10 protein-coding genes and 1 pseudogene are annotated in these 13851 nt (G+C 37.4%); 8 read left to right on the top strand and 3 right to left on the bottom strand.

Annotated elements, in window-relative coordinates; all coding sequences use genetic code 11:
* Positions 1 to 558: pseudogene (locus tag APF76_14235) on the top strand.
* Positions 559 to 629: 71 nt separating this feature from the next.
* Positions 630 to 2354 (top strand): dihydroxy-acid dehydratase, encoded by a 1725-nt coding sequence (locus APF76_14230; protein ID KUO52755.1) that lies wholly within the window; start codon positions 630 to 632, stop codon positions 2352 to 2354.
* Between the two features lie 111 nt (positions 2355 to 2465).
* On the opposite strand, the gene APF76_14225 is transcribed toward APF76_14230, so the two are convergent.
* Positions 2466 to 3146 (bottom strand): hypothetical protein, encoded by a 681-nt coding sequence (locus APF76_14225; protein KUO52754.1) that lies wholly within the window; start codon positions 3144 to 3146, stop codon positions 2466 to 2468.
* Between the two features lie 238 nt (positions 3147 to 3384).
* Between APF76_14225 and APF76_14220 the strand changes: the two genes are divergently transcribed.
* The 4 genes from APF76_14220 (at position 3385) to APF76_14205 (ending at position 8625) form a co-directional block, all read left to right on the top strand.
* Entirely contained in the window at positions 3385 to 4764 is a 1380-nt protein-coding gene (locus APF76_14220; protein ID KUO52753.1) for a hypothetical protein, read from the top strand.
* Between the two features lie 22 nt (positions 4765 to 4786).
* Entirely contained in the window at positions 4787 to 5980 is a 1194-nt protein-coding gene (locus APF76_14215; GenBank protein ID KUO52752.1) for a hypothetical protein, read from the top strand.
* 1 nt (position 5981) lies between these two features.
* A complete protein-coding gene (locus APF76_14210; GenBank protein ID KUO52751.1) occupies positions 5982 to 7232 on the top strand; it encodes a hypothetical protein in 1251 nt (416 codons plus the stop codon).
* A gap of 115 nt (positions 7233 to 7347) precedes the next feature.
* Complete coding sequence (locus APF76_14205) at positions 7348 to 8625, top strand: hypothetical protein (GenBank protein KUO52750.1); 1278 nt, start codon at positions 7348 to 7350, stop codon at positions 8623 to 8625.
* Between the two features lie 90 nt (positions 8626 to 8715).
* Here APF76_14205 and APF76_14200 read toward each other — a convergent pair whose 3' ends face one another.
* Together APF76_14200 and APF76_14195 are read right to left on the bottom strand one after the other, a co-directional pair.
* Entirely contained in the window at positions 8716 to 9627 is a 912-nt protein-coding gene (locus tag APF76_14200; GenBank protein ID KUO52749.1) for a radical SAM protein, read from the bottom strand.
* A gap of 228 nt (positions 9628 to 9855) precedes the next feature.
* Entirely contained in the window at positions 9856 to 11376 is a 1521-nt protein-coding gene (locus tag APF76_14195) for a hypothetical protein (GenBank protein ID KUO52748.1), read from the bottom strand.
* Positions 11377 to 11746: 370 nt separating this feature from the next.
* Between APF76_14195 and APF76_14190 the strand changes: the two genes are divergently transcribed.
* Positions 11747 to 12310, top strand: coding sequence for a hydrolase (locus APF76_14190; protein ID KUO52747.1), 564 nt, complete (start codon positions 11747 to 11749; stop codon positions 12308 to 12310).
* A gap of 221 nt (positions 12311 to 12531) precedes the next feature.
* Positions 12532 to 13782 carry a peptidase M29 gene (locus APF76_14185; GenBank protein ID KUO52746.1) on the top strand — a complete coding sequence of 417 codons (1251 nt, stop codon included), beginning with the start codon at positions 12532 to 12534 and terminating at the stop codon, positions 13780 to 13782.
* Positions 13783 to 13851: the final 69 nt, after the last annotated feature.

Here is a 13851-nt window from a genome sequence, read left to right as displayed (position 1 = left end):
GCTAATATTGCAGTTGTTTATGGAATACTTGTAGGCGTATTTATTTACAAGGAATTATCTTTTAAAGACTTACCAAAAATTTTAAGGGCCGCAGCCATAAGTAGTTCATTAGTACTTTTAATAGTAGCAGCAGCATCAGCCTTTGGACTAGTGTTGACTAGAGAGCAGATACCTATGAAGGTTGCTGAAATGTTAATAGGGATAACAGAAAATCCCATTATGTTGCTGATGATACTAAATGTATTACTACTGGTAGTTGGAACATTTATGGAAACAAACGCAGCCATTATCATTTTAGCACCAATTCTGTATCCAGCCATTGTTCATCTAGGGATAGATCCAATTCACTTTGGGATAATTATGGTAGTGAACTTGGCAATAGGTATGATCACACCACCTCTTGGAGTAAACTTGTTTGTTGCCTCTAGTATGCGGAAGATGCCAATAGAAAAATTAATAAATGCTAATTGGTGGTATCTATTAGCTTCTATTGTAGCCCTGCTTGTGATCACTTATTTCCCAGGGTTAAGTTTATGGTTGCCAAGTATTCTTAATTAGAGCGAAACTTAATACCTATGGAACTTCTAGCTTAGCTAGTTTCAAAAATTCGTGAAAGGTGGAGTTGAGCAATGCTAAAAAGTCAACACCTTAGAGAAGTAAACACTCAGGGAGATGGACTTCGCTTAGGAAGTGGATGGACACCATCAGACTTGGCAAAACCACAAGTGCTGATAGATAGCGTATTTGGAGACAGTCATCCGGGGAGCCATCATTTAGACAAACTTGTAAATTCAGCAAAAAATGGACTATACAGCGTAGGCTGTAAGCCTGCAGTATATACAGTAACAGACATTTGTGATGGAATAGCCATGGCTCATGATGGAATGAACTTTTCATTACTATCTAGAGAAATCATAGCCATGATGGTAGAAATCCATGCATTAAGTTCACCCTTTGATGGACTGATGCTAGTATCAAGCTGTGATAAATCAATACCAGCTCATTTAAAAGCCTTAGCGAGACTGGATATGCCAGGGCTTCATATCTGTGGAGGAGCAATGATGCCAGGACCGGATTACTTATCCTCAGAAAAACTATATGGATCAGGCGACAAAGAAAAAAGAGGCGAAATCACAAGCCAAGAGTTACTGGTAGAACAAATAAACTCCTGTCCATCCTGTGGAGCATGTCAGTTTATGGGAACAGCAAGCACAATGCAAACAATGTCGGAGGCTCTAGGCTTGAGCCTACCAGGAAACGCATTGATGCCGGCGAGCATAAACCAGTTAGAGCATCTTTCATATAGAGCAGCAGAACAAGTAAAAGAACTAATGGACAAGAGTATCACACCAAAACAAATACTAACAAGAAAAGCCTTTGAAAACGCAATAATGGTACATGCAGCAATCTCTGGTTCAACAAATGCAACGCTACATTTACCTGCAATAGCTCATGAAGTAGGCTTAGAAATCACAGCAGACCTATTTGAAGAAATACATTCTAAGATACCAGTACTAGTAAGCCTAAAGACAAGTGGCAAATGGCCAACAGAATTACTATGGTTTGCAGGCGGAGTACCAGGGGTCATGATGCAACTAAAAGAATATCTGCACCTAGATGCCCTGACAGTTACAGGCAAAACAGTAGGAGAAAATCTAGAAGAACTAGAAAGAAACGGCTACTTCGGAGTAGGTAAAGGATATTTAAGAAACTACGGACTAACAGCAGAAGAGGTTATCCAGCCAATAGATAAGCCATATAAGCAAGGTGGCGGATTAGCAGTATTATACGGAAGCTTAGCTCCAGAGGGAGCAGTAGTAAAACACGCAGCAGTAGACCCAAAAATGCATGTCCATACAGGGCCAGCACGACCATATGATAGTGAAGAAGCGGCAGTAGAAGCAATCCTATCAGGACAAATTAAACCAGGAGATCTTATAATAATCAGATATGAAGGACCTCAAGGAGCAGGAATGCCAGAAATGCTTCGTACAACAGAAGCAATATACACAAATCCAGAATTAGTAGCAACAACAGCCCTAATAACAGATGGAAGGTTTTCAGGTGCAACAAGAGGTCCAGCAATCGGACACGTATCTCCAGAAGCAGCAACCGGAGGCCCGCTAGCATTAGTAGCAGAGGGTGACCTTATATCAATAAACATTCCTGAGAGGAAATTAGATATAGTAGGAATAGCTGGAAAAGAAGCAGACAAAGCAGAAGTAGAAAAAATACTAGTAGAACGCAAAAAGAAATGGAATAGACCTATTAAAGAAAACAAAGGTGTTCTTGGATTATTTCAATCATTAGCTGCATCACCCATGAAAGGTGCATACCTAGAGTGGAATAAGTAGATAAAGGGGCAACTCACAGTATATCCCGGTGAGGCCCCTTCTATTACGATTATGCAGAATTTCTTTTACCTAAAAACTATTAAGCTTTGGTAAACCTAAAGAAAATAATGGTCATCTATTGTTGCGTTTGTCAAGAGATTTCATCATTAGTGATTTAGTACTGCTTAGGTGGTCCAATATCTTTTGATATGCATCATCTTCTGAGCCATTTTCTATGGAAGCTACTATGGCGTTGTGTTCAGATAATGCAGAGTATATTCTGCTCTTATCTTTTAAGGTTTCAAGAGATATAATTTGTATTTTATCTCGATGGGATTTGTAGATATCATTAAAGCATTTATTATTGGAATGTTTTATAATGCTTTCATGGAATAACCTGTCTGCATCCCAAAACTCATTTGAGCTTTCATTTTTGCTGGCTTTCTCTTGGAAGAGTAGTGATTCTTTTAGCTTATACAATGATTTATTAAAGGCAACAGAATGGGTTTCCTTGCACCGTATTAAATGCTTAATACAAAAGCCCTCAATGGCTTCTCTTAATTGAAAGACATCAATAATTTCTTCAGTAGAAATCATTTTAACTATAAAACCTCTGTATGGAACAATATCAACTAGGCCTTCGTGCTGCAATTGTAAGACAGCTTCTCTAACAGGGGTCCTGCTTACACCAATGTTATTAGCAACCCATTGATCAGAATAAAGCTTATCCACTTCAAGCTCTAAATTTAGTATTGATTCACGAAGGTAACTATATACCTGTTCTTTTAAACTTGGGGCTTTTTTTATATGCATTAATTCACATCCTAGCAATAGATATGAACAGTATACCAAACATCTAGATATTTGTATATTTTTTGCATTTGCATTGAAGCAGTAACATGTTACATGTTATACTAAGAATATTCTACTATTAGTGTCCCCTTAAAGTCAGTAACTTGAGAGGGGAGTCTTTAATGGTATGACTTATTACTTCTGAAATAGATAATACCGTTGTTAAGTTGTATGTGACACCTTAAAAGGAGGTCTACAGGTGAAGACAGATATTATAAATAGTCTAAAGAAGATTGTAGGTAGCGACAATATCTTAACCAGTAAGATATCTATGGAAATGTATTCCTACGATTCTTCTCCTTTCATTTATCAACCCGGGGCGGTTGTATTTGCTGAAACTACTGAAGAAGTGGCTGAAATAATAAAACTTGCTAATGAAACGGGTATTAAGGTAGTACCAAGGGGAGCTGGAACATGTCTAAGTGGTGGAGCGGTTACCCCAGATGCTGGAATTATTCTTGTTCTAACTAAAATGGATAAGATTTTAGATATAGATATCATTAATGAGACAGCACTAGTTGAACCAGGGGTTATAAATCTTAATTTAACCAAGGTTGTTGAACCAATGGGATATATGTTTGCTCCTGATCCAGCTAGTCTTAAGGTTGCAACTATAGGTGGCAACGTTGCAGAATGCGCCGGAGGAATCAAAGGAATAAAATATGGAGTGACTAAAGAACATGTTTTGGGCATGGAGGTAGTACTGCCAACTGGGGAGATTGTACAGTTGGGTGGTTTTCCAAATCCAGCTGATAATAGACCAGATTTAACAGGTATATTTAATGGATCTGAAGGAACCTTTGGAATTGTTACAAAAATATTAGTTAAACTCACCAAAAAACCAGAAGCGGTAAGAACAATGGTTGCAATATTTGATAGTTTGGATAAAGCTGCGGAAGTAGTTTCCACTATAGTTTCCAGGGGCATTGTTCCTACCACATTAGAAATTATGGACAGGGCTACTCTTAGAGCAGTAGATGATTTTCTGAATCTTGGCTTTCCAAAAGACGCAGAGGCTTTACTGTTAATTGAGGTAGATGGTTATGAAGTTGAACTGGATGCACAGATTGATACTATTACTGAGATATGCAAAGAAATGGGTGCTAGTAGCTACAAGAAAGCAGAAAATGATGCGGAAAGAGAAAGTTTATGGCTCGCTAGACGTTCAGGTAATGGTGCCTTAGGTAGGATAAAGCCTGCCTACATGGTTCAAGATGTTACAGTTCCAAGGAGCAAACTCCCAGAAATGTTTCGAAAGGTTACGGAAGTAGGTAAGAAATATAATATTACAATTGCTCAGATAGCCCATGCGGGGGATGGAAACCTACATCCACACTTACTATATGATCCTAAGGATGATGCTGAACATCATAGAGTAGAAGAGGCTAGTAAAGAGATATTTAAAGCTGCCCTTGATATGGGGGGGTGCTTGACAGGAGAGCATGGAATTGGGTTAGAAAAATTGCCATATATGGAGCTTGCATTTACTAAAGCTGACTTACATTTTAAAACAAGAGTTAAAAATCTCTTAGATCCCAATTTAATTCTAAATCCCGGCAAGGTGATTAAGGCTGGATAAGGCATTAATAGGAGGTAGGCACATGAATTTAGATTCTATTAAAATAATCATCAATGAGAAACTGCCGGCTTTAAAGGTTGATGATATTCAAGGAAATATTGTAGTTTATCCTCAGGACTCTGAGGAAATTAGTTCCTTTATTAAGTTATGTAATCATAAAGCCATTCAAATAATTCCTATTGGTAGTGGAAGTCAAATTATAGGTGCTAAGCAACCACAAGTATATCTCTCTACACGTAAAATGAACAGGGTTATTGAGTTAGCAAAAAATGATTTAACTGTTTCTGTAGAGGGTGGCATTAGTATTAAGGAGTTAGCAGATATCTTGAGGCAAGAAAACTTTTTGCTTCCTATAAGCTACCATGAGAAACCCAGCTCTACAATAGGTGGTCTGTTAGCTAGAGATGCTGGGGGCATTGAACAATATGCTTATGGTACAATAAACGATTATTTATTAGGTTTGGAATTTGTGACTCCAACTGGAGAGTTGATTAAAACAGGCGGAAAAACTGTAAAAAATGTTACAGGATATGATTTTACTAGGTTATTTGCAAAGAGCTGGGGTACATTAGGCGTAATTGTAAGAGCTACCTTTAAACTCATTCCCATGCCAGAGGAAAAAGCATTATTTATTACTGAAGCAGCTTCAGTCGATGATCTAACTCAGGCAATGAAAGAGGTTTTATCTAAAAGATTTGCTTTAGTGTCTTTTATGGGAATGTCTGCAAAAATGCTGGGGCTAACTGAAGATTCAAAATATGCCAGTTTCTTTGTATTAGCAGGGTCTAAGATTGCCGTTGAACACCAGTTGCAAGTTTTAAAAAGCATAGTAGATATTAAAGGATTGATTACAGGTAGAGATAATGTAGATGCTTATTTAGAAAAGTTATTCAGTAGCAAAGGGTCAGTATCAAAAATCAGATTTGGGACCGATCGTAGAAGCCTTTTGGATTTATTGCCAAGAAACTTAGATGAATTACTAAACAATAATTCGATGGAGATTATACTAGATGGCGGAAATGGAATGGTCGAATTATCTACAAGTTCAGATTTCAATGAAGCTAAAAAGATGATAACTGAAAAACTACAGGATTTTAAAATGTGCTTTACTGATAATAGAGCGCCTCTTGATATACTTTATAATCGTATGAAAAAAGAGCTCGATCCAAATCTAATTATGTATCCACACAATCCAAGATTTATGGAGGTGAGCTAGGATGGAAGCAAAGATTTTGAAGTGTAATAAATGTGGGTTTTGCCAAGAGGTATGTCCAACCTATAGTATATCAAAAAATGAATCTAATGTTGCCAGGGGTAGAGTAAGGCTAGCTCGCTTAGTTTGTGAAGGCAATTATAAGTGGGGTAGTGAACCCGAAATTGAAGAGCATATAAAAAGCTGTTTGCTCTGTAAAGCTTGTGTAACAAACTGTCCTTCAAGTGTTGCAACTGATAAGATCATGATGGAAGCTAGAGAAAAAATAAATGCTGCCAATGGGTTTTCTATGTTTCACAAGGCAGCGTATAGGGGAGTATTTTCAAATCGGAAGAGATTTAAAACAGTATCCGGATTAGCTCGATTTTATCAGCATAGTGGTGCAAGATGGTTGGTTCAGGGGAGTGGGATTCTGGGAATAGTTAAAAAAGTTAAAAGAATGGAAGACCTATTACCAGCCCTGCCCAAAAAGAGCTTTTTCCAGCAGGCACCAGATTTAATTAGAAAGATTGACAAACCAAAGTTCAAGGTTGGCTACTATGTTGGTTGTGCTACTAATGGTTTCTTTAGCCAAATAGCTGTTTCTGCCGTAAAAGTGCTTCAACATTACAACTGTCAGGTTTATGCTCCAGAGGTTGAGTGCTGTGGTGGTCCTCATCAAAGCGCCGGTGATTTTGAGGAAGGCAAAAGGTTAGCTAAGGAAAACATTGATAGATTTGTTGGTCGAGACCTTGACTATATTGTAATAGACTGTGCAACATGTGGAAGTACTCTAAAGGAATATGCGGAGCTTTTAAAAGATGATAAGGAATATAGTAAAAGGGCTGAAGAAATATCAAAAAAGATAATTGATATAAATAAATTTGTACTTGATAAGTTAGACGTGGATGTGCGGAAATTAGGTAGGGTATCATATAAAGTAAGTTATCATGATCCTTGCCACGGAGTTAGAGGCCTGAAGATAACCAAAGAGCCAAGGGAACTTCTAAAATTAATACCAGGTATTGAATTTAGTGAAATGAAACAGGCAGACTGGTGCTGTGGTGGAGCAGGTTCTTACTGTTTCCTCCAAGATGGCAATTCTGAAAAAATACTTGAAATGAAGCTAGAAAATTTTAAAGAAACAGGTGCGAATATCTTAGCAACCTCATGTCCAGCTTGTATGATGCAGTTGGGACATGGGTTAAGGAGTAGAAAAATAAAAGCTAATACACTACACCCTATAGAGATTTTAGAAAGAGCAATTACAACCTAACCGCATTCTTTATATAGTTCAGCGGGCAATCATACTTGCTGAACTTATTGTACAACTCAACTTAGGCTGAAAATAAGGTTATTATTAAACTAAATCTAGCGAAGGAGTGGATAAATTGCGAGTAAAAAGCATACCAAAAATGTATCGCATAAGACAAAACTTTGGTGTTCAAAAACTAGAAAATGTTGAAGAGGAAATGGAAAAAGGTTTTGCCCAATATAAAGGCCTAATATCTCCAGGTGCTAAAATTGGAATTGCAGTTGGCAGTAGAGGGATTTATGCGCTCCAGAAACTTGTAATAACAGTTGTTAATGAAGTTAAAAAGTGCGGCGCTATACCTCATATCATTCCTGCTATGGGAAGCCACGGTGGTGCAACTGCTGATGGACAAGAAGAGTACTTAAAGGGTTATGGAATTACTGAAGAAGCTGTTGGAGCCCCTGTATTAAGCAATATGAAAGTTGAGCAATTAGGTACTGTTGAACCCGAAGGATTACCAGTTTACTTCGATAAAGTAGCCTTATCAATGGATGGTCTAATAATGCTAAATAGGATAAAGCCACATACTGATTTCCATGATATTACTGAAAGTGGTGTATTAAAGCAAATGGCTATAGGATTTGGAAACCATGTAGGTGCGTTAGCCATTCATGAATTTGGTATTTATGGTCTTGCCAAGCTTATTCCTAGAGTCGCTGAAGTAATTATGGAAAAAGCACCTATTCTTCTAGGGGTAGCGGTTCTAGAAAATGCGGAAGATACAACAGCTAAAATAGAAGTTATACCTAAGGCTAAAATTTTAGAGCGAGAAAAAGAACTTATAATTGAAGCCAAGTCTTTAATGCCTACCCTGCCTTTTAATCAAGCTGATGTCCTGGTTGTTCAAGAAATGGGGAAGAACATTAGTGGTGTGGGTATGGATTCAAATGTTACTGGCAGAATACTTGTTAGGGGCCAAGAAGAGAGTGGAGACTTGTCTATCTATAGAATTGTATGTCTTGATCTGACTGAAGAAAGTCATAACAATGCGTTGGGAATGGGTCTAGCAGATGTAATTACACGAAGGCTTTATGATAAGGTAGACTTAAAAACTACCTATGCCAATGTAATATGCTCTGGATTTCTTGAAAGAGGCTTTATCCCCATTATTCAAGATTCGGACAAGGATGCAATACTGACGGCATTGTCTAGCTGCAATAGAAAAGTAACTATGGAAGATGCCAAGGTAGCGATTATCAAAAATACTTTGGACATTAAAGAAATTCTCGTATCCGAGGCGCTTTTAGATGAAGTAAAGCAAAGAGACCACATCGAGGTATTAGGACAAGAAAAGCTAAACTTTGACGCAGAAGATAACATCTATGGGGTCAGGCTTGACAAATTGACAAATTAGAAGGAAGTAGGAAGAAGGAAGCAAAAGGGAGGCGAATAGTCGGTTCTCTTGCTTCCTTTTCCATTCAATCTTGCTTTGTGTGATAACATTTCATTCAGCAAGCCTTAAACCCAGGTTTTTGGCGTAGCTGTATAGTTCCATGAATTCTATTTTGGTTAGACCTCTGGAAATTTCTTTATATTGGAATGCTTTGTGGGCTGGGTGGTATTGGTCCATTAGATTTACTAGGCAATCTGGAGAGAGTTCTTTTTGTATAAACTCTAGCACTTCTTTAGAATTATTGAGGTTGCCAGGCATTACCAAATGTCTTATTATCAAACCCCGATATGCAATATTGTTCTTATCTACCTTTAACCCTCCCACCTGTCGGTCCATTTCTTTTAGTGCTTGCTTAACCCTGGTGCTATAACTCTTAATATTGGAGTATTTTTCGCCAAGTGAATCATCGGAGTATTTAAAATCAGGCATATAGATATCAACAACACCATCAAGGAGTTCAAGGGTTTTCATTCTCTCGTAACCGCCACAGTTGTAAACTATGGGAATTTTCAGGCCGTTCCGGGCAGCCAATAGAAGTGCTTCAAGTATATTTGGAACAAAGTGCGTAGGGGTAACAAGGTTTATATTATGACAACCGTGTCGGTTTTGTATATTCAGCATTATTTCGGCTAACTTTGAATTCTCTATTATCTTTCCTTCCCCTCCGAAACTCAGTTCACAGTTTTGGCAAAAAACACATTTCATATTGCAGTATCCAAAGAATATAGTTCCTGAACCATGTCTACCTACAAGTACAGACTCTTCTCCAAAATGGGGACCATTGCTCGAAATAATTGCCTTGTCCAATGCTCTACAAAAACCAGTTTTTTCCTGCCTGTCTACATTGCATTCGTGCGGGCATAGGTTACAATTTGTATAATGGGTTCTAGCTTTTAGGACCTTTGCCTCTAGTTTATTGGTTCCAAGGAGTTTTATATAGCCAGGTTCATATTTTTTTGACATTAATTTAGCCCCCTACCAGTTATGGCTTTCTGAATTTTTAAGGCAGATCAAAAGTCTTTATAGACTATATCGTATGCTAAATCAGCTGGATTATACGGGGTCAGGCTTGACAAATTGACAAATTAGAAGGAAGCAGGAAGAAGGAAGCAAAAGGGAAACGAATAGCCCTCATTTTTAGCTTTCTCATCTTCAGGAGCTTGGTTGTAGGTAGTCGGAGCTTGTTACTACTTACTGTAACAAGCTCAAGAGAGAATCAAAGGACAAAGCGATCTGATAGATATATTTATCCTCATCCATTACTATTACATACTTATAGAGGCGTCCATCCTGAAAGCTTGCCTTAATATGTGTGGCGAAATATGATTTATTATGTACAAAAAAAGCATCTTTAACTTCAGGCATCAGCTTAAACAAGTTAATTCCAGTACCATTTTTCTTACTGGAATACTTAAATAAACCACTTGGATCTGCAATGCTTACATAATCTACCTTAAGGTCCTTAGCTACTTTTACAAGGAAATCGAAGGTAAGTTCGTCCTTTGACTTTAGTTTAGTAGCTATATTTTTGAACTGAATGGATTTTTGATACATTAACTTATCCATAACCCGACTCGCAATTTCTTGTTTAGAGTTTTCCGCTAACTCAAAAAGATGTTCCATGGAGTTATTAATCTCTTCAAAGGAAGTGTTCTGTTCCTGGGAGGCCGCTGCTACTAATTCCGTTGCATCTGCTGTTTCTTTGGATAATATCTGATTTTCCTTCATTTTTTCTAAAACATTACTGCTAGCATTATTAACTTCACCCATCTGTTGCTCAATGTTATGAATTTTATCTGATGCTTCTTTGAAGGAAAGTATAATTTGCTTCAAGACTTCCCCTGTATTATTATTAATCTCAACACCTTCTATAACATAGTTTGTCACTTGTTCAAAAGCTTCGGTTGATAGGCTAATTTCTCCTTGTATTTCTTGTATAATAGCGTCAACTTCATTTGATGCGTTATTTGATTCTTCGGCAAGCTTCTTTACTTCTTCTGCAACCACGGCAAATCCCCGACCATGTTCACCAGCTCTGGCTGCTTCTATGGCGGCATTTAAAGCCAGTAAGTTAGTTTGGTCGGATATATTCTTAATAGTTTCAATTATTTGGCCGATTTTTTCAGAGCGAGTCTTGAGAGTATATAACTTATCCGCAGTTTCCTTGACTCTTTCTTCAATTTGATGCATTTTCTCCATTGCCTTTCTTGCCTCAGCCTCACCCCTAGAGGCTATCTGAGTAGAACTGTTTGAGGAATTAACCGCTGCTTGTGCAAAATCCACAGCTTTTCGAACAATCTCCACTATATTTTGAGTAAAATCTGCTGTCCTATTAATAACTTCAAATTGTTTTAAATTTTGGGATGCTATTTGCTGATTATTAGCAACAACATTTTCCGAAGCACTAACTCCTTCTTTCGATGCAACTTTAACTTCCTCAACTGTACTTGCAACTTGTATAGCATTTTGTAAGGCTTCTGCAAAAAATTTCTTCTGGTCTATTACAGCATCATCAAACTCATGAAGGTATTCATTATCCTTGTGAGCGGTACCCTCAGTTGTTTCTTTTAAAAATAGCTTGAAACCAACTAATATCAAAGCTGTATTAAAAATACCCAAGACACCTAATTCAGACCACCCATTTAAACCTATTGCTTTAGATATACTTGCAGCAAATATAAACGATACAACCACAATTAAACCAGCTCTCATTTTAGCACCTCCAGTTAGTTACCTCATGTCAATACAATTTCAACATTATTCACCAAATTCCTCCAAAAACAACCATAATTGACAGAGCTTTATTTAACAGGAAGCGTAGGGATGGTTCTCTTGTTTCCACTTTCTTGGTGTGGTAAAATGTAGAAAAAATACTGAGAGTGATGATTATGCCACGAAGAGCAAGAGAAAAGAGTGAAAGAGGAATATATCATTTCATGTTAAGAGGAGCTAACAGGCAGGAAATCTTTCACGATGATGAAGATAGAATAAGAACGACAGTTAAGAAGAGTATTAGGAATTTCACCTAATTTGATATTTAAAGCATAGAAGAAAAATACAACCAATTCCGAGGAGGAAAATTATGTTAACAAGAGAGCATGCTTATGCATTATTAACGAAGTACAATAAAAACAAATCTTTGATAACCCATGGCCTTGCTGTAGAGTCTGTTATGCGCTATTTTGCTAGAAAAAATAAAGAGGATGAAGAATACTGGGGTATTGTGGGACTGATACACGATATTGACTATGAACTCTATCCTGATGAGCATTGCCATAAGAGTAAAGAAATTTTGGAACAAGAAGGTGTCGATGATGATATCATTCATGCTGCTATATCCCATGGGTGGAATATCTGTATTGATGTAGAGCCTATCAAGAAAATGGAAAAAGTACTTTATACAATTGATGAACTTACGGGACTCATAACAGCTGCAGTTTTAATGAGACCGAATAAAAGTATAATGGATCTTGAGGTTAAATCAGTCAAGAAAAAATTTAAATCAAAAGGTTTTGCCGCTGGCGTAAACCGTGAATTAATTATTGCTGGTTGTGAAATGGTAGAAATGGATTTAGATACAGTCATTCTATGGACAATAGAAGGCATGAAAGAATCAGCCGCCGAGCTTGGGCTTGCAGGCATATAAATAAACTTAGTAGTCATTTTAAGTTAAGAAGGAAGCAAATGGACGGTTTACCGAAAGAACCACAGATCTATATGAAAGAGAATATGCTTCCTTCCTATGTTTCCTCTGCTTCTACTCTTCTGTGTTATACTTTGCTCGCAAGAGTAGATAATAACTAGTGTGAGAGTTTTTTTCATTTATTGATATGCAGAAACAATGATGAATAGGAAGGGAGCTTTAACATGGATAAACGGTTACTAGAAAAATATGCCCAGCTTGTGGTAAAAACAGGGGTAAATATTCAGAAAGGGCAGACTCTTGTTATTTCTTCTCCTATAGAATGTGCACCATTTACTAGAATGATGGCAGAGATTGCTTATCGAGAAGGGGCACGAGAGGTAGTTGTTAGTTGGGAGGATGAATTGCTGTCCAAGATTAAATACTTACATGCACCAGAAATAGTGTTTGAAGAATTTCCAGCATGGAAAAAGGAATTTTACCTTTCCTATGTACGTCAAGGAGCAGCATATATCAATATTTTAGCCACAGATCCAGAGCTTATGAAGGATGTGAATCCTGAAAGAATCGCCAAGGCTCAAAGAACTGCCGGTGCTGCCATAAAGGAATATAGGGAACGGAGAATGGCAAACAAGAATACCTGGTGTGTGGTATCTATTCCTACAAAGGCTTGGGCACGAAAGGTTTTTCCGGATTATAAAGAAAATGAAGCTATAGAGAAGTTATGGGAAACCATTTTTAAAACTGTCAGGGTAGATACAGAAGATCCTATTACTGCATGGAATGAACATAAGAGTCATTTGAAGAAGAGCCTGGATTTCCTGAATACCAATATCTTTAAATATCTTCATTATAAGAATTCTCTAGGTACAGACTTGAGAGTCGAGCTTCCGGAGAGGCATTTATGGATTGGGGGTTCAGAATACACACCTGAAGGCATAGAGTTTATTGCCAATATGCCTACTGAGGAGGTATTTACTCTGCCGAAAAAGACAGGCGTTAATGGTACTGTAGTCAGCTCAATACCTTTAAACTATAATGGTAATCTCATCGAAGGGTTTTCACTTACTTTTAAAAATGGTAAGATTGTTGACTTTAATGCTAAAAAAGGCCAAGAGGTACTTAAGAAGCTAATTGAGACAGATGAGGGATCATGCTATCTCGGTGAAGTGGCATTGGTTCCATATGATTCGCCCATCTCCAACACCAAGATACTGTTCTATAATACATTATTTGATGAAAATGCATCCTGCCATTTGGCTATTGGAAAAGCGTATCCAGTATGTATCCAAAATGGTGAAAATATGAGCAAGGAAGAATTGACGAAATTGGGAGTAAATGATTCCATCGTACATGAGGATTTTATGATAGGAACAGAGGATCTTGAAATTCTTGGAACTACAGTAGATGGAAAAGAAATATCCATATTTAAAAATGGCAACTTTGCACTTTTACGTTATGAGCACTCCCAATGAGTGCTTTTTTTTTGCCTTTTAGGAGGCAATCTTTCAAAACTTTTTTAAAGAATAATAAAAAAATGCTCA

Source organism: Desulfitibacter sp. BRH_c19 (assembly GCA_001515945.1).
Classification (GTDB): Bacteria; Bacillota; DSM-16504; order Desulfitibacterales; family Desulfitibacteraceae; genus Desulfitibacter.
Note: the sequence above shows the minus strand (reverse complement) of the source record. Positions and strands in the feature narration are given on the sequence as shown.